At 60.0% G+C, this 18426-nt stretch carries 15 protein-coding genes; 8 read left to right on the forward strand and 7 right to left on the reverse strand.

What is annotated here, in order from left to right:
• Nucleotides 1-18 precede the first annotated feature (18 nt).
• The 4 genes from argC to rplM all read right to left on the reverse strand — a co-directional run bounded on the left by argC (nucleotide 19) and on the right by rplM (nucleotide 3055).
• A complete protein-coding gene (argC, locus tag ASF70_RS12240; protein ID WP_062579973.1) occupies nucleotides 19-951 on the reverse strand; it encodes an N-acetyl-gamma-glutamyl-phosphate reductase in 933 nt (310 codons plus the stop codon).
• Between the two features lie 74 nt (nucleotides 952-1025).
• A complete protein-coding gene (gene speB / locus ASF70_RS12245) occupies nucleotides 1026-1994 on the reverse strand; it encodes an agmatinase (RefSeq protein WP_062579974.1) in 969 nt (322 codons plus the stop codon).
• A 129-nt stretch (nucleotides 1995-2123) separates the two neighbouring features.
• Complete coding sequence (rpsI, locus tag ASF70_RS12250) at nucleotides 2124-2588, reverse strand: 30S ribosomal protein S9 (protein ID WP_062453256.1); 465 nt, start codon at nucleotides 2586-2588, stop codon at nucleotides 2124-2126.
• A 2-nt stretch (nucleotides 2589-2590) separates the two neighbouring features.
• Nucleotides 2591-3055, reverse strand: a complete 465-nt coding sequence (gene rplM, locus ASF70_RS12255; RefSeq protein ID WP_062453255.1) for a 50S ribosomal protein L13 — start codon at nucleotides 3053-3055, stop codon at nucleotides 2591-2593.
• A 406-nt stretch (nucleotides 3056-3461) separates the two neighbouring features.
• On the opposite strand from rplM, the gene ASF70_RS12260 reads away from it, so the two are divergent.
• The 3 genes from ASF70_RS12260 (at nucleotide 3462) to ASF70_RS12270 (ending at nucleotide 5693) form a co-directional block, all read left to right on the forward strand.
• Nucleotides 3462-3899: a CoA-binding protein gene (locus tag ASF70_RS12260; protein ID WP_062579975.1), complete on the forward strand. Its 438-nt coding sequence runs from the start codon at nucleotides 3462-3464 to the stop codon at nucleotides 3897-3899.
• Nucleotides 3900-4039: 140 nt separating this feature from the next.
• Nucleotides 4040-5341, forward strand: coding sequence for an O-acetylhomoserine aminocarboxypropyltransferase (locus ASF70_RS12265; RefSeq protein ID WP_062579977.1), 1302 nt, complete (start codon nucleotides 4040-4042; stop codon nucleotides 5339-5341).
• Between the two features lie 7 nt (nucleotides 5342-5348).
• Nucleotides 5349-5693 (forward strand): cupin domain-containing protein, encoded by a 345-nt coding sequence (locus ASF70_RS12270; protein ID WP_062579979.1) that lies wholly within the window; start codon nucleotides 5349-5351, stop codon nucleotides 5691-5693.
• A gap of 27 nt (nucleotides 5694-5720) precedes the next feature.
• Here ASF70_RS12270 and ASF70_RS12275 read toward each other — a convergent pair whose 3' ends face one another.
• The 3 genes from ASF70_RS12275 to ASF70_RS12285 all read right to left on the reverse strand — a co-directional run bounded on the left by ASF70_RS12275 (nucleotide 5721) and on the right by ASF70_RS12285 (nucleotide 10118).
• The gene (locus ASF70_RS12275) at nucleotides 5721-6971 is read right to left on the reverse strand and encodes a cytochrome P450 (protein WP_062579981.1); all 1251 of its coding nucleotides are present in this window, start codon (nucleotides 6969-6971) and stop codon (nucleotides 5721-5723) included.
• Between the two features lie 40 nt (nucleotides 6972-7011).
• Nucleotides 7012-8766, reverse strand: a complete 1755-nt coding sequence (ggt, locus tag ASF70_RS12280) for a gamma-glutamyltransferase (protein ID WP_062579983.1) — start codon at nucleotides 8764-8766, stop codon at nucleotides 7012-7014.
• A gap of 92 nt (nucleotides 8767-8858) precedes the next feature.
• Complete coding sequence (locus ASF70_RS12285) at nucleotides 8859-10118, reverse strand: GGDEF domain-containing protein (RefSeq protein WP_162237979.1); 1260 nt, start codon at nucleotides 10116-10118, stop codon at nucleotides 8859-8861.
• Between the two features lie 346 nt (nucleotides 10119-10464).
• On the opposite strand from ASF70_RS12285, the gene clpP reads away from it, so the two are divergent.
• The 5 genes from clpP to ASF70_RS12310 all read left to right on the forward strand — a co-directional run bounded on the left by clpP (nucleotide 10465) and on the right by ASF70_RS12310 (nucleotide 18378).
• Nucleotides 10465-11097, forward strand: a complete 633-nt coding sequence (gene clpP / locus ASF70_RS12290) for an ATP-dependent Clp endopeptidase proteolytic subunit ClpP (protein WP_062453248.1) — start codon at nucleotides 10465-10467, stop codon at nucleotides 11095-11097.
• Between the two features lie 298 nt (nucleotides 11098-11395).
• Complete coding sequence (gene clpX, locus ASF70_RS12295; RefSeq protein WP_062453247.1) at nucleotides 11396-12673, forward strand: ATP-dependent Clp protease ATP-binding subunit ClpX; 1278 nt, start codon at nucleotides 11396-11398, stop codon at nucleotides 12671-12673.
• Nucleotides 12674-13114: 441 nt separating this feature from the next.
• A complete protein-coding gene (gene lon / locus ASF70_RS12300) occupies nucleotides 13115-15535 on the forward strand; it encodes an endopeptidase La (RefSeq protein ID WP_062453246.1) in 2421 nt (806 codons plus the stop codon).
• A gap of 186 nt (nucleotides 15536-15721) precedes the next feature.
• Nucleotides 15722-15997, forward strand: a complete 276-nt coding sequence (gene hupB / locus ASF70_RS12305; RefSeq protein WP_062453245.1) for a DNA-binding protein HupB — start codon at nucleotides 15722-15724, stop codon at nucleotides 15995-15997.
• Nucleotides 15998-16188: 191 nt separating this feature from the next.
• Nucleotides 16189-18378 (forward strand): esterase-like activity of phytase family protein, encoded by a 2190-nt coding sequence (locus tag ASF70_RS12310; RefSeq protein WP_062579986.1) that lies wholly within the window; start codon nucleotides 16189-16191, stop codon nucleotides 18376-18378.
• Nucleotides 18379-18426 lie beyond the last annotated feature (48 nt).

The following is an 18426-nucleotide window of genomic DNA, read 5'->3' on the forward strand; positions in this document are numbered from 1 at the left end:
TTAAAAATCCGGATGTCTTCAGGCAGACAGCATCAGGTCCATGTTCTGGACGGCGGCACCGGAGGCACCCTTGCCGAGATTGTCGAGCAGCGCCACGAGATTGACATGCGGGCTACCAGCCGCGCCGAACACGAACAGCTTCATCCTGTCGGTGTTGACCAGTTCCTCGGCATCGACGCGGGCAAGCTTCGCGCTCTCGTTGAGCGGCACGACGGTAACGATATCTTGACCCGTATAGTGGGCGACGAGGGCGCTATGAATGCTCTCTAGCGTGGCACCATCCTTGAGGTTTTCGAGGAACAGCGGCACCTGTACGATCATGCCCTGCGCAAAGCGACCGACAGATGGCGAAAACAGCGGCGCTCGATCGAGCAGGCCGTGTTCCTTCATCTCGGGAACGTGCTTGTGCTTCAGCGTCAGGCCGTAGAGGAAATTGTTGGCGGAGATGGCGTCCTCGCGTGAAGCGTCTTCCATCTGGCCGATCAGCTGCTTGCCGCCGCCGGTATAGCCGGAGACTGCATTGACCGAGACCGGGTAGCCGTCGGGCAGGAGACCGGCAGCGCGCAGCGGACGCAGCAGCGCGATAGCACCGGTCGGATAGCAGCCCGGATTGGCGACGTTGCGGGCGGCCTTGATCTTGTCGGCCTGTGCCTTGTCCAGCTCGGCGAAACCATAGGCCCAGTTCGGATCGACGCGGTAGGCCGTCGAGGTATCGATTACCCGCACGTTGTTGTTGCCGGCAAGCATGGTCACGGCCTCTTTCGAAGCCTCGTCCGGCAGGCAGAGGATCGCGATGTCGGCGCTGTTGAGCAGGTCCTCGCGCATTGCGGCATTGCGCCGCTCGGTTTCCGGGATCGACAAGAGCTCGACGTCGCGGCGGTCGGCCATGCGGGTGCGGATCTGCAGCCCTGTCGTGCCGTGTTCGCCGTCGATGAAGATCTTTGCCGTCATGGTCATTATCCCTGAAATGTCAGTGCCTTGGGGTGAGAGCCGGAATCAGTTTGCCAGCTGCTTGATTCAATTTGTCAACGGGCGGAAAGTCGCTCCGCGCGCAGGCCAAGCATATACATCGCAACCGTTGCCCCGGCAATGGCGGTGATATCGGCATGGTCATAGGCCGGTGCCACCTCCACCACGTCGGCGCCGCAGATCTCGAGGGCGCCGAGTTTGCGCAGCACCGACAGGATTTTCGCACTCGACGGACCACCGGCAACGGGCGTTCCTGTACCGGGCGCGTAGGCGGGGTCCAGGCAGTCGATGTCGAAGGTGAGATAGCACGGGCGGTCGCCGACATGGGCAAGGATCGCGTCGGCAATTGCCTGGGCGCTCAGATCCTCTACCTCATGGCCCGGCATGATCCTGATGCCGAAATCCCCAGGCGCATGGGTGCGGATGCCGATCTGGATCGAATGCTGCGGCTCGATCACGCCCTGTCGCACGGCGCGCGCCACGAACGAGCCGTGGTCGATCCGTTCTATGTCGCCGGTCTCGTCCGCATCGTCGCTCCATGTGTCCTGATGGGCATCGAAATGCACGAGGGCAAGCGGACCGTGGCGGGCTGCATGCGCCCTCAAGAGCGGCCAGGTAACGAAATGATCGCCGCCGAGCGACAGCAGAAACGCGCCCGACTCGATGATCTTCGTCGCCTCCGCCTCGATCAGCCGCGGCGTCTTCCAGTGATGACCGTAGTCGAGCATGACGTCACCATAGTCGATGACCGACATGGCTTCGAAGAGATCGCGCGAGAACGGATATTGCGGGTCGTTGTCGAAGATCGCCGAAGCCCGGCGGATGGCCTGTGGCCCGAACCGCGCACCCGGCCGGTTGGAGACCGCAGCGTCGAAGGGAATACCGAGGACGACCGCATCGGCGCCGATCAGATCCTTGGTATAGCGCCGCCGCATGAAGGACAGCGCGCCCGCATAGGTCGGGTCGGTGGCAGCATCGCGCAGGGACTTGGCGGTAAAGGCGTTGTCGATGGATTTTGAAGCCATTGCATTCTCCCGGATCGCAGAGAAAGTGCAGTGGGAATGTCTGTAAGACAAGACTCGGACCGAAGAAAGCCCGAAACGAAAAAGGCGGAGCCGAAGCCCCGCCTTTCGAAATGCAAAGTCTTGAAGCGATTAACGCTTCGAGAACTGGAAGGACCGGCGGGCCTTCGCCTTACCGTACTTCTTACGCTCGACGACGCGGCTGTCGCGGGTCAGGAAGCCACCCTTCTTCAGAACCGGGCGAAGGCCTGGTTCGAAGTAGGTGAGGGCCTTGGAGACGCCGTGACGAACGGCACCGGCCTGACCGGAAAGACCACCACCGGTGACGGTGGCAATGATGTCGAACTGACCTGTGCGGGCAGCGGCAACCAGCGGCTGCTGAAGGATCATCTGCAGAACCGGACGGGCGAAGTACGCCGAGAAGTCGCGACCGTTGATGATGATCTTGCCGGAGCCCGGCTTGACCCAAACGCGGGCAATCGCGTTCTTGCGCTTGCCGGTTGCATAGGAACGGCCCTGTGCATCGACCTTGCGGACGTGAACCGGTGCCTGGCTTTCAGCCGGAGCGAGGTCCTTCAAAGAGGAAAGATCGGCCATGATCAGGCGCTCCTTACGTTCTTGCTGTTCAGCGATGCCACGTCGAGAGCGACCGGCTGCTGTGCTTCATGGGGATGGTTGGAGCCGGCGTATACACGCAGGTTCTTCAACTGGCGACGGCCGAGCGGGCCGCGCGGGATCATACGCTCGATCGCCTTTTCGACGACGCGCTCAGGAAAGCGGCCTTCGATGATGGCGCGTGCAGTACGCTCCTTGATGCCACCCGGGTAACCGGTGTGCCAGTAGTACTTCTTGTCTGTGTATTTCTTGCCGGTCAGGACAACCTTTTCAGCGTTGATGATGATGACATTGTCACCGTCGTCGACGTGAGGTGTGTAGGTGACCTTGTGCTTGCCGCGAAGGCGATTGGCAACGAGGGTGGCGAGGCGACCGACAACGAGGCCTTCGGCATCGATGATGATCCACTTCTTCTCCACCTCTGCAGGCTTCTGAACGAAGGTTGACATTGTTTTTCTCTCTCATCTGAACCCAAGACCACCGGAAGACCGGCCGTAAGGGCGTTTTTTGTTGCTTGATTTGCTCGGCTATGCCGACAAAAAAGAAAGCGGGCCTTCGAGAGGTCCGCGATCTGGGCGGCTTATACGACGGAGCCTAAAAAGCGTCAAGCAGCCGGCCCGGAGCGGTCGGAAAAATAGCTCAACGTTTAGAATGACTTACTGATGAGGTAAAATAATACCTCACAAATATTCGGCCGGTGTTTCGTCTCTTACACGACTTATCGAGAAGGGATACCTTGGTTTGAGCCGCAGCAGGCCGGACGCCTGGCTGGTGGGAAAATGTGATTCCGGAACCGAGTTGGAAGATTTCCATTGCTTTCCTATGTCCAGGTGACTGCATGAGGAGGTTAGAACCATGGCTCACGATCGGTATGACGACGACGTCATCGCTGGCGTCTTGAAAAGCACGAAGACGATTGCGCTGGTCGGCGCATCGCCCAATCCCGACCGGCCCAGCAACCGCGTCATGGGATTTCTGTTGCAGCGCGGCTACCGGGTGTTTCCGGTCAATCCCGGCCAGGCCGGCAAGCAGATCCTCGGTCAGGACGTCTATGCGAGCCTCGCGGATGTGCCCGAACCCGTCGATATGGTCGATGTGTTCCGCGCTTCGGAATATCTGGACAGTGTGGTGGACGAAGCGCTGGCGCTGGATCAGCTGCCCAACGTCATATGGGCGCAGCTTGGCGTCCGCGACGATCAGGCCGCAGTCAAGGCGGAGGCTGCCGGTATCCAGGTAATCATGGATCGCTGCCCGGCGATCGAATATCCGAGGCTTGCCCGTCTTCTCGGATAGGGTAAGGGAGCGGGGCAGGTAATTCGCGGATTGATTTCGCGGACTCTTTTCGCAATCGGTGCGAATGCTGCAACGATATTTCTTGATCGCCGTCGGCCCGCAGGCTCTGCTGTGATGAAACGACCCTAGAGGAGACCGGCATGGCCAACCCGAATTCACGCAGTTCCGGCAATCCCGGATTTTCAACGCTCGCTGTTCATGCCGGCGCCGAGCCCGATCCGACGACCGGCGCCCGGGCGGTGCCGATCTATCAGACGACGTCCTTCGTCTTCAAGGATACCGAACATGCAGCCGCATTGTTCGGGCTGAAGGAATTCGGCAACATCTATACCCGCATCATGAACCCGACGCAGGCCGCGCTGGAGGAAAAGGTGGCGGCGCTCGAAGGCGGCACGGCAGCCCTTGCCGTCGCGTCCGGCCATGCAGCGCAGTTGTTGGTCTTCCACACGGTCATGCAGCCCGGTGACAACTTTGTCGCGGCGCGCAAACTTTATGGCGGTTCGATCAATCAGTTCGGCAACGCGTTTCAGAATTTCGGCTGGCAGGTGCGCTGGGCCGATAGCGCCGTTCCGGAAAGTTTTGAAAACGAGATCGACGATCGCACCAAGGCGATTTTCGTCGAAAGCCTGGCAAACCCCGGCGGCACCTTCGTCGATATCGCGGCGATTTCGGAGGTGGCCCAGCGTTTCGGAATCCCGCTGATCGTCGACAACACGATGGCGAGCCCCTATCTCGTCCGGCCGCTCGAACACGGCGCCGATATCGTCGTACACTCGCTCACCAAATTTCTCGGCGGCCACGGCAATTCCATGGGCGGAATCATCGTCGACGGCGGCACGTTCGACTGGTCGCGCTCCGGCAACTACCCGGTCCTGTCCGAACCGCGGCCGGAATATTCGGGCATGGTCCTGCATGAAACCTTCGGGAACATCGCCTTTGCGATCGCCGCGCGGGTGCTCGGCCTTCGCGACCTCGGGCCGGCCATCTCGCCCTTCAACGCCTTCCAGATCCAGACGGGGATCGAGACGCTCTCGCTGCGCATGCAGCGGCATTGCGATAATGCGCTTGCGGTTGCCGAGTGGCTGAGCCGCCATCCGAAGGTTGGATGGGTGAACTACGCCGGCCTGCCTGACGACCCGAACAATGCTCTGCAGCAGCGCTATTCGCCGAACGGTGCCGGCGCTGTCTTCACCTTTGGCCTGAAGAACGGCTATGAGGCCGGCAAGATCTTCGTGGAAAGCCTCAAGCTCTTCTCGCATCTCGCCAATATCGGCGATACCCGCTCGCTGGTCATCCACCCGGCATCCACCACCCACCGGCAACTCACCGAAGAGCAGCAGATCGCCGCCGGTGCCGGACCTGACGTGGTTCGCCTGTCTGTTGGCATCGAGGATGTGGCAGACCTGCTCTCCGACCTGGACCAAGCATTAGCAAGGACTTGAGATACTCATGAAGAACTGGCTGACATTCGATCTGACCGCAATCGAACCGGAGGAGGGCGCACCCGCTCCCGACCGCATCATCTTCGGCGATCCGAAATTCCTCACCTGGAATTTCGAGGAGGCCGAAGGCGGCATCTATGCAGGCGTCTGGGAAGCGACGCCGGGCAAGTGGAAGATCGTCTATGACGAGTGGGAATATTTCCACATCCAGTTCGGCTACTCGATCATCACCGAAGAAGGCTCAGAACCGCTGCATCTGAAGGCCGGCGACAGCATGGTTCTGCGGCCTGGTCTGGTCGCCACCTGGGAAGTGGTGGAGACGACCCGCAAGGACTACGTCATCAGGCTCTGAGCCTGACGGCAGGTCCTCCGGCTGCTCCTATCCCCAGACCAGATCGAGCCGCTCCAGCCCGTGGAAATGGTAGACGTCCTTGACCGTCGGTACCCCGGCCAGTTTGAGGCCGGGCAGGCGGCGAAACAGGATGGGCAGAACGGTATTCAGTTCCAGCCGCGCCAGTGGTGCGCCGATGCAGAAGTGGATGCCGGCGCCGAAGGACAGGTTCTGGCCTTCCTGACGATCCGGCTTGAACGTCAGCGGATCTGAAAATTTCTTGCTGTCGAGATTGGCGGCGGCGAGGATCAGGCTCACCTTGTCGCCACGCTTCAGGGAAACGCCGTCGATTTCCGCGTCTTCGAGCGCCCAGCGCTGGAAGATATGGACGGGCGCGCACAGCCGCAGCGTCTCTTCCACCGTCCGCTCCGTCGCGGCCTCGTCGCGGAAGAGCTCGACCGGCGCTAGACCGCTTTCGAGGATCACGCGAACCGAATTGCCGATCTGGTGCACGGTCGCCTCGTGGCCAGCGTTGAGCAGCACGATCGTGGTCGAGACGAGTTCGTCATCGGTCAGATACTGGCCCTTGTGCTCCGTATGGATCATGTGGGTCAGCAGGTCTTCGCGCGGTTCACGCCGGCGCTCGGCGATCAGCGTTTTCACATAGGCTGCGAACTCCCCGGCGGCCTTGTCCGCCGCATGTTCGTCTTCCCGCGAGCGCTTGAACATGTACATGCCGACATAGGCATGGCTCCATTTCAGCAACTGCGGACCCATCTCGTCCGGAATGCCGATCATTCTCGCAATCATCGTCACGGGAATGATGTCGGCAAAGGCCGATAGCAGTTCTACCCGGCCTTGGCCGTCGAACGCGTCGATCAGCCGCTCCGCAAGCTCGGTGATCTCCGGCCTCAGCTTCTCGATATGGCGGGAGACGAAAGCGCGGTTTACCATTGTCCGCAGCCGCGTATGTTCCGGCGGTTCGATCTCCAGCAGCGAGTGCCGCTCGGCGAGGTCGAAATTTGCAAGATGCGCTTCCGGCTCCGGGAGGCCCAATTCCTCGCGGCTTGCGACATGCAGGATCTGCCGGCCGAATCGGCGGTCGCGCAGGAGAAGGTTCACATGGTCATATCCGGTGAAGAACCACTGCCGCTGCTCCTCCCAGAAGAAGGTTGGACAGTGCTGATGCAAGAGCCCGTAGACGCGGTTCGGATCGCTGTAGAAGGCCTGGTTGCGGCCATCCAGCGAGACACGGCGGGTATCGGGATCGATGCGGAGGAAATCGGGGATCGCGGTCATGCCGAATGGGTAACCCAATCCGCGGTTCCACGAAAGCCCGTCATTCGCCTGTGGCGATACCCTCGCGTCGCGGGTCGGCACTTCCCGCAAGTCCCCGGTCGGTGATCTCGATCGCTTGCAGGCCAGACGTCATTTCGCCCGCCTTCACCTCGTATCCAAGCGACTTCAGCGGCTCCATCAGCGTCTCGGCCCGCGTTCCGGCTTCAATATCGTAGGTTCCGAAACGGTTGATCAGATGCGGCTGGGCGACGATCTGCTCCACCGGCATGCCCCAGTCGATATAGGCGACGAGCGCCTGCGCCACATATCCGATGATCTGGCTGCCGCCCGGCGACCCGATCGCCATCAGCGGCTTGCCGTCCTTCATCACAATCGTCGGCGCCATCGAGGAGCGAGGGCGTTTGCCCGGCTCGACGCGGTTGGCGACCGGCATGCTGCCATCATGCGTCTTGAAGGAAAAGTCGGTGAGTTCGTTGTTGAGCAGGAACCCGTTGACCATCAGCCGCGATCCGAAACCGTTCTCGACCGTCGTCGTCATGCTGGCGACGTTGCCGTCCCTGTCGACGATGGAGATATGGCTGGTGGAGGGAAGTTCGATCGCCTCGCCGCGGCCAAACAGGAGCGCGTGATCCCAGGTCGGCTCACCCGACTTCACGGCATCCTTGGCAAGCGCCTTATCCGTGTCGAGCAGTCGTGCCCGTTCGCCGAGATACTCTTTTTTGAGGAGACCCTTGATCGGTGCCGGCACAAAATCGGGATCGGCGAGATATCTTTCGCGGTCAGCAAACGCCAGACGCTGCGCATCGCCGATCAGCCTCCAGCTTTCAACATTGTCCGGCCCGAGCCCCTTCAGATCGAAGTTTTCGAGCATGCCCAGCATCTGGCCGACGGCAACGCCACCGGAGGAGGGTGGGCCCATGCCGCATATATCGAGAGCGCGATAGGCAAGGCAGACGGGTTCCCGCTCCTTGACCCTGTAGTTGGCGAAATCGGATAGCGACAGAACGCCGGGATTGCCCTTCGCTTCGCGCACGGCCCTGACGATCGCCTGCGCAATCGGGCCGGAATAGAAGGCATCAGCGCCGCCGGCCGCGATCGTCCGCAGCGTTTCGGCATAGGCCGGGTTCTTGAGGAGAGTGCCGGTTTTCAGCGGTGCGCCGCCATCGTCGAAGAAATAGCGGATCGTAGCGTCTTCGGTCTTCAGCTTGTCACCCTCGGCCGCAAGCAGAGTGCCGAGCCGCGGCGAGACCTCAAAGCCGTCAGTGGCGAGGCGCTCGGCGGCAGTAAACAATCCCGCCCAGTTCGCCTTACCGTATTTGCGGTGGACGGTTTCCAGAAGCCGCACCGTGCCCGGCGTGCCGACCGACCGCCCGCCGACCACGGCTGCCATGAACTTCAACGGCTGCCCCTGATCGTCGAGAAAGAGCTTCGGCGTCGCCTCCATCGGCGCCGTCTCGCGGCCGTCGAACGTCGTCAGTTTCTGCGAGGCTGCGTCGTAATAGACGAGGAAAGCGCCACCGCCGAGGCCCGAACTTTGCGGCTCCACGAGCCCGAGCACGGTCTGCACGGCAACCAGTGCATCGGCGGCACTGCCGCCTTTCTCGATCACTGCACGGCCCGCTTCCGCGGCGAGCGGATTGGCGGCGGCGACCATGTAGCGCCTCGTCTCCACCCGCTTGGCCGACGTGACTGCCGAAGCTTTTTCCGGCGCTGTCGTGTCCGATGCCGGCTGCGCCGAGGCAACTGAGATCGTCAGGAAACCGGCGAGAACAGTTCCGGAAATTTGCTTCAGCATGGCATGTCTCTCCGCATTCTTGAGTTTGCTCGGAGAGAGTGTGGAGCATTGTCGCGCCATTGCAAGACTTTAGGCGGTCGTGGGCAACGGCACTATTGGCTGAGGACGACGATGCGTTTCAGCGACGCCACCTGTTGGGACACGCTGATGTCTTCGAAAGGTTCTGCGGCAAACGGGGTTGGGGACGCAAAATCCGTCGACGGTATGATCATGATTTCCTGATCCGTATGAACGGCGGTGCGGTCGCGGCCGCTGGTCTTCGACACGTAAAGAGCCTTGTCGGCAGCGGTTAGCAACACGTCGATATCAGCGTCCTTTGTGGAGCACAGCGAGATGCCGGCGCTGACCGTCACGGCTATCCTGTGTTCGCCGACACTGATTGGATGGCGTCTGAGCGTCGAGCGGATTGCCTCTGCGATACTGGCTGCTTCGACCATATCGGAGACGCGGATGATCGACGCGAATTCCTCGCCCCCCATGCGTCCGAACGAGCCGCGGCCGCGCTGAGCCGCCGCACCAATCCGTGCAAAGGCGGAGAGCACGTCATCGCCGGCCTGATGACCGTAGACGTCGTTGATCTGCTTGAACCCGTCGAGATCGAACTGGATGAAAGCAATCATGCTGCCATCCACCGCATCAACGCCCTTCGACCGGTGAAACTCTTCCAGCAGACCGCGGCGGTTGAGCACACCGGTCAGCGGGTCGGTCCGCGCCAGCTCCTTCAGGGTCAGCTCCGACCGCTCGGTCAGGAGTCGCGCCCCGCAGACGATGCTGCCGACAAAGACGAAAGCCGTCGGGAGATAGAGCCACGGCGAATGCGACGCAGCGACAAGCGCATCCGGTCTACCGATGAACACCATCAGGACAATCAGCGCACAGGAGAAGGACTGTATCCAGATGACGCTGGCAAACACGCGACGGGTGATACTGCGCGGACCGCGATGGTAAAGCAGAATGCCGATGATCATGGCGTGACCGACCATGGCCGCGACATGGTGAAGGATGGCGCGACTGGCGAAGTCGCCGCGGACGGGGTCTAGAAACATCCCGGCAATCCAGATAAGGGCCGGAATGCCAACATAGGGTTCCACGGGCCGGCGGTCGAGCTGCATCAGGCCCGCAGCCCACAGGCCGATACCCGAAAGAACCATGGTATTGGCGATCTCGATCGAAACGAAGTCCGGGATGTCGCCGCGCATTGCGACCAGAGCTGCGCCAATCCCGTGCACAGCGAAGCCGCTGCCCCAGCTGAGATAAAGTGGTTCGCGCTCATAGTACCAGCGTGAAAAGAGCAGGACGGCGAGCGTCACCGCTTCAGCGGCCCAGATCAACAGACCCGTCAAGATATCCACGTCCAGCTCCGTCATTCATTCCCGGCCGCTTCAGTATGCAGCTAAGTCTTTAAGGCTGCGTTGCTGTTTTGCGTCGGTTATTTTGATTAGAATGCTGTCATTTTTTCATATCTGCTTTACCCTGCTCGATCAAAAATGCTTGGATGGCTGTCGATACTTCTCTTTTGCCTCTGGTATATGAGAGTTGTTGCATTATCGGTCAGCCTCGCGCATCCCAAGCCGATTAAGGATATCGGGCTCTCCGTCTTGAAGTACCCGGCGGTGACACTCTATGTAGGAGATAACCAATTCCAATGATTCCGGAGCGCATCGCCGCCTTCGGCGATGCATTTGACAAAGGACGGACATGAGAAATCCAGTTGATACCGCAATGGCCTTGGTGCCGATGGTCGTTGAGCAGACCAATCGCGGTGAACGCTCCTACGATATCTACTCGCGCCTCCTGAAGGAGCGCATCATCTTCGTCACCGGTCCGGTGGAAGATTACATGGCGTCGCTCGTGTGCGCCCAGCTGCTTTTCCTCGAGGCTGAAAATCCGAAGAAGGAAATCGCGCTCTACATCAATTCGCCAGGTGGTGTCGTCACCGCCGGCATGTCGATCTACGACACGATGCAGTTCATCAAGCCGGCCGTGTCGACGCTCTGCATTGGTCAGGCCGCGTCAATGGGCTCGCTGCTGCTGTGCGCCGGCGAGAAGGGCATGCGTTTTGCAATGCCGAACTCGCGTATCATGGTTCACCAGCCCTCCGGCGGCTTTACCGGTCAGGCCTCGGACATCGAGCGTCATGCCCGCGACATTCTGAAGATGAAGCGCCGCCTGAACGACGTTTACGTGAAGCACACCGGCCGTACGCTTGAGGAAGTTGAAAAGACCCTCGATCGTGACCACTTCATGACCGCCGACGAAGCTCAGGACTGGGGCGTCGTCGACAAGATCCTGACCACGCGTCAGGAAATGGAAGGCGTTTCGGCGTCTTGAGGCAATAGTGGCATCCGTGCTGCTCACCCGGATTTGAGTGATTTCGGGGGTTTCAAGTGGCACGGAACGCGCTATTAGTACCTATTAAGGCTGTGTTGAGTGTTTATGACATAGCATTGGCGTCTTAGGGGTTTCGTTGCAGCCGGTCATTCTGGACCTGCGAAAGCGAGTTTAAGGCCGGTAGAGTACCCCTTGAGCGAAGACAGGCGCGGCATGGCGTCCGCGCGTGTCGACAGCGACAAAGTTGACCGCGACCGTCTGGACAGGCGGATAGGCGGAGTGCTGGAAGGAAAGTGATATGAGCAAAGTCAGCGGCGGCAACGGCGGCGACTCCAAGAATACCCTGTATTGCTCCTTCTGCGGAAAGAGCCAGCACGAGGTCCGCAAGCTGATTGCCGGCCCGACCGTATTCATCTGCGATGAATGCGTCGAATTGTGCATGGACATCATTCGCGAAGAGAACAAGTCTTCGATGGTGAAGTCCCGTGAAGGCGTTCCCACGCCGCAGGACATCATCAAGGTCCTCGACGAGTACGTCATCGGCCAGAAGCAGGCCAAGCGTATTCTGTCGGTCGCAGTCCACAATCATTACAAGCGTCTCGCGCATGCCTCAAAGGGCGGCGATGTCGAGCTTGCGAAGTCGAACATCATGCTCGTCGGTCCGACGGGTTGCGGCAAGACCTATCTCGCCCAGACGCTCGCGCGCATCATCGACGTGCCCTTCACGATGGCCGACGCGACGACACTCACGGAAGCCGGCTATGTCGGTGAAGACGTGGAAAACATCATTCTGAAGCTGCTTCAGTCGGCTGATTACAATGTCGAGCGCGCCCAGCGCGGCATCGTCTACATCGACGAAGTCGACAAGATCTCCCGCAAGTCGGACAACCCTTCGATCACCCGCGACGTGTCGGGCGAGGGCGTCCAGCAGGCGCTTCTGAAGATCATGGAAGGCACGGTCGCATCCGTACCCCCACAGGGAGGCCGCAAGCATCCGCAGCAGGAATTCCTGCAGGTCGACACGACGAACATCCTGTTCATCTGCGGCGGCGCCTTTGCCGGTCTCGACAAGATCATCTCTGCCCGTGGCGAGAAGACCTCGATCGGTTTCGGTGCATCCGTCCAGTCTCCGGACGATCGTCGCGTTGGCGAAGTGCTGCGCGAACTGGAGCCGGAAGATCTGGTCAAGTTCGGTCTCATTCCGGAATTCATCGGTCGTCTGCCGGTTCTGGCAACGCTCGAGGATCTCGATGAGGATGCGCTGATCCAGATCCTGTCGGAGCCGAAGAACGCGCTGATCAAGCAGTACCAGCGCCTGTTCGAGATGGAAGACGTCGAACTGACGTTCCACGAGGACGCGCTGCGCGAGATCGCCAAGCGCGCCATCATCCGCAAGACCGGTGCTCGTGGTCTTCGCTCGATCATGGAAAAGATCCTGCTCGACACGATGTTCGAGCTGCCGGCGCTGGAAGGCGTTCGCGAAGTGGTCATTTCCGACGATGTGGTGCGGGGCAATGCACGTCCGCTCTACATCTACGCCGACAGGCAGGAAGAAAAGGCCAACGTTTCGGCCTGATCCTCAGCGGTCATAGCAACATTGAGAAGGGGCCCCATTGGGGCCTCTTTTTCGTTTTAGCCTCGGCTATTGTTTTAGGCCGTATTACACGATTTTTGCACTGCAAAGAGTTGCAAGATAATCCGCTTGATTTAGACAGGGTCAGGGATGAACCTTTCCGTTCCGGCTGCTTCGCACCTTTTGTGCGTGTGCCGTTGATTTCGGACCTCGTCTCGAAAAGGTTTGTCGGCAAGGACGGTGGCGCGTCCGTGCTGAAGAGCTGACATTTTGCGTAAGGCGTTATGCGTGGGCGCTTTGTCTGACGGCTGGTTGCACAAGGTGCAGTGCAGCGACCTTGCAAGGCTTGAAAACGATCTGTGAAAACTCCACTTTTAGCGGGAGTGAAGTGCTTGGGTAATTTCTCAAGCCATCCCGGCAACGGGACGATGGAAAGGAAATGACATGACGAATTCAACGTCTGCGGCATCCGGCGCTGAGACCTATCCGGTCCTGCCACTGCGCGACATTGTGGTCTTCCCGCACATGATCGTGCCGCTGTTCGTCGGACGGGAAAAGTCCATCCGGGCGCTTGAAGAGGTAATGGGTTCCGACAAGCAGATCATGCTCGTCACCCAGATCAATGCCAGCGACGACGATCCTGAGCCCGAGCAGATCTACAAGGTCGGCACGGTGGCCAATGTGCTGCAGCTCCTGAAGCTCCCGGACGGAACCGTCAAGGTTCTGGTCGAAGGCAAGGCACGCGCCCAGATCTCCGAATACAGTGACCGCGAAGAGTTCTACGAAGCCAAGGCCGAGATTCTGGCCGAGCCCGATGAGGACGCCGTCGAGGTGGAAGCGCTGTCGCGCTCCGTGGTTTCCGAATTCGAAAACTACGTGAAGCTCAACAAGAAGATCTCGCCGGAAGTCGTTGGTGCCGCGAGCCAGATCGAGGATTACTCGAAACTGGCAGACACTGTCGCCTCGCACCTGTCGATCAAGATCACCGAAAAGCAGGAAATGCTCGAAACGGTCTCGATCAAGCTGCGGCTTGAAAAGGCGCTCGGCTTCATGGAAGGCGAAATCTCCGTCCTCCAGGTCGAGAAGCGCATCCGCTCGCGCGTCAAGCGCCAGATGGAAAAGACCCAGCGCGAGTATTACCTCAACGAGCAGATGAAGGCGATCCAGAAGGAACTCGGCGACGGCGACGAAGGCCGTGACGAGATGGCCGAACTGGAAGAGCGCATCGGCAAGACCAAGCTTTCCAAGGAAGCCAAGGAAAAGGCCGACGCCGAGCTGAAGAAGCTGAAGCAGATGAGCCCGATGTCGGCGGAAGCCACCGTCGTGCGCAACTATCTCGACTGGCTGCTCGGTATTCCGTGGTCCAAGAAGTCGAAGATCAAGACCGATCTTAACGCGGCTGAAAAGGTCCTCGAACTGGATCACTTCGGTCTCGACAAGGTCAAGGAACGCATCGTCGAGTATCTTGCCGTGCAGGCCCGCGCCACCAAGCTCAAGGGTCCGATACTTTGCCTCGTCGGTCCTCCGGGCGTCGGCAAGACGTCTCTTGCCCAGTCGATCGCCAAGGCGACCGGCCGCGAGTACGTGCGCATGGCACTCGGTGGCGTTCGTGACGAAGCCGAAATCCGTGGTCACCGCCGCACCTACATCGGCTCGATGCCCGGCAAGGTCATCCAGTCGATGAAGAAGGCGAAGAAGTCCAACCCGCTCTTCCTGCTCGACGAAATCGACAAGATGGGCTCGGACTTCCGCGGCGATCCGTCGTCGGCGCTGCTCGAAGTGCTCGATCCAGCGCAGAACTCGACCTTCATGGACCACTACCTTGAGGTCGAATACGATCTGTCCGACGTGATGTTCATCACCACGGCGAACACGCTGAACATCCCAGGTCCCCTGATGGACCGCATGGAAGTGATCCGCATCGCCGGGTACACCGAGGATGAGAAGCGCGAGATTGCCAAGCGTCACCTTCTGCCGAAGGCGATCCGGGACCATGCGCTGCAGCCGAAGGAATTCTCGGTGTCGGACGATGCCCTGATGGCGATCAGCCAGCAGTACACGCGCGAAGCCGGCGTTCGCTCCTTCGAGCGCGAGCTGATGAAGCTCGCCCGCAAGGCCGTGACCGAGATCATCAAGGGCAAGACGAAGTCGGTTGCGGTTACCGCTGCCAACATCTCGGATTACCTTGGCGTTCCGCGTTTCCGTCACGGCGAAGCCGAAGGTGAGGATCAGGTCGGCGTCGTTACGGGTCTTGCCTGGACAGAAGTCGGCGGTGAGCTCCTCACCATCGAAGGCGTCATGATGCCGGGCAAGGGTCGCATGACCGTCACCGGCAACCTCAAGGACGTGATGAAGGAATCGATTTCGGCTGCGGCATCCTATGTCCGCTCCCGTGCCGTCGATTTCGGCATCGAGCCGCCGCGCTTTGACAAGTCGGACATCCACGTGCACGTGCCGGAAGGTGCGACGCCGAAGGACGGTCCGTCGGCCGGTGTGGGCATGGCAACCGCGATCGTTTCGATCATGACCGGCATTCCTGTACGCAAGGATGTCGCCATGACCGGCGAAATCACGTTGCGCGGCCGGGTGCTGCCGATCGGTGGTCTCAAGGAAAAACTCCTTGCGGCTCTGCGCGGCAACATCAAGGTTGTGCTGATCCCGGAGGAGAACGCGAAGGACCTCGCGGACATTCCGGACAACGTGAAAAACGGCATGGAGATCATCCCGGTGTCGCGTATGGGCGAGGTGATCAAGCACGCTTTGGTTCGCCTTCCCGAACCGATCGAGTGGGATGGCACTGTGGAGACACCGGTCATTGCGACGGTTGACGGTGCCGACGACTCGTCGACAACGATCGCTCACTAAGCGGTGCCTTGAAGCCGCCACGAACTGATAAAAAAGCCGGCGAAAGCCGGCTTTTTTTGTGAAAAATGCCCAAGACCCCTTGTTTTTCAGGCTTTTTCGGAGCCTTTGGGTTGCCAAGTGCCGACGCAAAACTATTGTCGGCGCCGACCAAATGAGTCGTTCCAAAACCGTTGAAAGGGTGGAAATATGAACAAGACCGAACTGGTGTCCGCAGTGGCCGAAAAAGCCGGCCTCTCCAAGGCTGATGCCGCCTCTGCAGTCGATGCCGTTTTCGAGACTGTCCAGGCCGAACTGAAGAATGGTGGCGACATTCGCCTCGCTGGCTTCGGCAGCTTCTCCGTTTCGCGTCGCGAAGCATCCAAGGGCCGCAACCCGTCCACGGGCGCTGAAGTCGATATCCCGGCTCGCAACGTTCCGAAGTTCTCGGCCGGCAAGGGTCTCAAGGAAGCTGTTAACAGCTGATCGAAAGCATCTGGCGGCCTGCCGCCGTGATGCAAAGCGTTGAGAAGGCCCGGTGAGAACCGGGCCTTTTTCGTTGAACGGAAAGCGTGTTCGAGCCTTATCCGCAGGTCCGTTCTTTCTGCGTCCAAAACTGTCATCCGCCTGTCATGACAGTGCAGCACAAGCCGAGTGTAGTTTCACGGAGGCTTCCCATGACATTCTCGACACGCGCCGCTTTGACCGCGCTCCTCCTCGGCTCCGTTGCAGCTCCTGCCGGCGCCGAGCAAGTCTTCAACCGCATTGCATCCTTCCCGGTCGCCCAGAATCTGCCCAAGGGCGAGGACAAGGCGACCTCGTCGGAAATCATCACGGCCACCGCCGACGGCAACACGCTCATCTATTCCGATGCGCCGGGCGGCACGATTGGCTTTATCGACATCACCGACGCAAAAGCGCCGAAGGCAGGCGGCTCGGTCAAGATCGACGGCGAGCCGAACTCGGTCGCCGCAGTCGGTGCGAAGGTTCTCGTCACCATCGATCGGACCAAGGACCTCACCAAGCCCGCAGGCCAGCTCGGTGTGGTCGATATCGCCTCCCGGAAACTCGAGAACACCTGTGATCTCGGCGGCCAGCCGGACTCGGTCGTCATCTCGCCGGATGGCACGTTTGCGGCCATTGCCATCGAGAACCAGCGCGACGAAAAGCTCAACGACGGCGCTCTTCCGCAGCTGCCGGCCGGTGAATTGCAGATTGTCACCCTGAACAATGGGGTGCCCGTCTGCGACAGCATCCGTCACGTCGATCTGACGGGACTGTCCACCGTCGCTCCTGAGGATCCCGAGCCTGAATTCGTCAATATCAACGCCAACGGCGAAATCGTCGTGACGCTGCAGGAAAATAACCACATCGTCATCGTCGACAGCAAGACCGCAAAGGTTACCGCCCATTTCCCGGCCGGCACGGTTGATCTCGATGGCGTTGACATCAAGACCGACGGCGCACTGACCTTCTCCGGCAAGCTCACGGCCATTCCGCGCGAACCGGATGCGGTAAAGTGGCTCGGTACCGATCGTTTCGTTGTCGCCAACGAAGGTGATTACAAGGGCGGCTCGCGCGGTTTCACCATTTTCGATCGTACCGGCAAGGTTCTCTATGACGCCGGCACGTCGCTCGAATATGCTGTCGCCCGCGTCGGACACTTCCCGGAAAAGCGTGCCAAGAACAAGGGCATCGAGCCGGAAGGCCTGGAAGCTGCGACTTTCAACGGTCAGAAATATTTCTTCGTCCTGTCGGAACGCGGTTCGATGATCGCGGTCTACAAGGATACCGGTGCGGAACCGGAACTGGTGCAGCTTCTGCCCTCAGGCATCTCGCCTGAAGGCGCTGTCGCCATTCCCGGCCGCAACCTGCTCGCCTCCGCCAACGAAGCCGATCTCGGCGAAGACGGCGGTGCCCGCTCGCATGTCATGATCTACGAGCTTGGCGAAGGCGCAAAGGCCTATCCGATGCTCGTCTCCAAGGATGTCGACGGCAAGCCGCTCGGCTGGGGTGCCATGTCGGGCCTCGTCGGGGATGCGGAAAAGGACGGCATTCTCTATGCAGTCAGCGATAGCGTCTATGCCATGCAGCCCTCGATCTTCACCATCGACGCCACCAAGAAGCCGGCCGAAATCACCAGCGTGGTACGTGTGACCCGCAACGGTCAGCCGGCCCAGAAGCTCGATATCGAAGGTATCGCACTCGACGGCAAGGGTGGCTTCTGGCTGGCTTCCGAAGGCGACAGTGCCAAGTTCGTTGGTCACGGCATCTACAACGTCAGCGCCAAGGGCGAGATCAAGTCCGAGATCGCGCTGCCGGCAGAACTTCTGGCAGGTGAAACCCGCTTCGGTCTCGAAGGCATCACCACAACGGGTTCGGGCGACGACCTGACACTCTGGATGGCAATCCAGCGCGAATGGAAGGACGATCCGAAGGGCCAGGTGAAGCTTCTGTCCTACAAGCCGAAGTCCAAGGAATGGGCCGCCGTTCGCTACCCGCTCGAAAAGACCGAAAAAGGCTGGGTCGGCCTGTCGGAAATCACCGCCCGCGGTGACTACCTCTACATCATCGAGCGCGACAACCTGATCGGCGACAACGCAAAGCTCAAGAAGCTCTACCGTGTGGCAATCGCCGATCTGAAGCCCGCAAAGCTTGGCGGAGAGCTGCCGCTCGTCACCAAGCAGGAAGTTCACGACTTCCTGCCCGACCTGAAGAACGCCACCAACGGATACATGGTCGACAAGCTCGAAGGTTTCGCCTTCGACAAGTCCGGCAAGGCCTTCGCCATCACCGACAATGACGGCGTCGATGACAGTTCTGGTGAGACGCTGTTCTTCCCGGTTGAGATCAAGGCGACCAACTAAACCGTTCATCAACAGGAAAAGGCCGGGTGTTTTCGCACCCGGCCTTTT

Source organism: Rhizobium sp. Leaf321 (assembly GCF_001423215.1).
In the GTDB taxonomy this organism is placed as follows: domain Bacteria; phylum Pseudomonadota; class Alphaproteobacteria; order Rhizobiales; family Rhizobiaceae; genus Neorhizobium; species Neorhizobium soli.

Bases quoted from the DNA above. Each gene is read 5' to 3' on its own strand.
- argC (WP_062579973.1), bottom strand. From the start codon at position 951: ATGACGGCAAAGATCTTCATCGACGGCGAACACGGCACGACAGGGCTG.
- speB (WP_062579974.1), bottom strand. From the start codon at position 1,994: ATGGCTTCAAAATCCATCGACAACGCCTTTACCGCCAAGTCCCTGCGC.
- rpsI (WP_062453256.1), bottom strand. From the start codon at position 2,588: ATGGCCGATCTTTCCTCTTTGAAGGACCTCGCTCCGGCTGAAAGCCAG.
- rplM (WP_062453255.1), bottom strand. From the start codon at position 3,055: ATGTCAACCTTCGTTCAGAAGCCTGCAGAGGTGGAGAAGAAGTGGATC.
- ASF70_RS12260 (WP_062579975.1), top strand. From the start codon at position 3,462: ATGGCTCACGATCGGTATGACGACGACGTCATCGCTGGCGTCTTGAAA.
- ASF70_RS12265 (WP_062579977.1), top strand. From the start codon at position 4,040: ATGGCCAACCCGAATTCACGCAGTTCCGGCAATCCCGGATTTTCAACG.
- ASF70_RS12270 (WP_062579979.1), top strand. From the start codon at position 5,349: ATGAAGAACTGGCTGACATTCGATCTGACCGCAATCGAACCGGAGGAG.
- ASF70_RS12275 (WP_062579981.1), bottom strand. From the start codon at position 6,971: ATGACCGCGATCCCCGATTTCCTCCGCATCGATCCCGATACCCGCCGT.
- ggt (WP_062579983.1), bottom strand. From the start codon at position 8,766: ATGCTGAAGCAAATTTCCGGAACTGTTCTCGCCGGTTTCCTGACGATC.
- clpP (WP_062453248.1), top strand. From the start codon at position 10,465: ATGAGAAATCCAGTTGATACCGCAATGGCCTTGGTGCCGATGGTCGTT.
- clpX (WP_062453247.1), top strand. From the start codon at position 11,396: ATGAGCAAAGTCAGCGGCGGCAACGGCGGCGACTCCAAGAATACCCTG.
- lon (WP_062453246.1), top strand. From the start codon at position 13,115: ATGACGAATTCAACGTCTGCGGCATCCGGCGCTGAGACCTATCCGGTC.
- hupB (WP_062453245.1), top strand. From the start codon at position 15,722: ATGAACAAGACCGAACTGGTGTCCGCAGTGGCCGAAAAAGCCGGCCTC.
- ASF70_RS12310 (WP_062579986.1), top strand. From the start codon at position 16,189: ATGACATTCTCGACACGCGCCGCTTTGACCGCGCTCCTCCTCGGCTCC.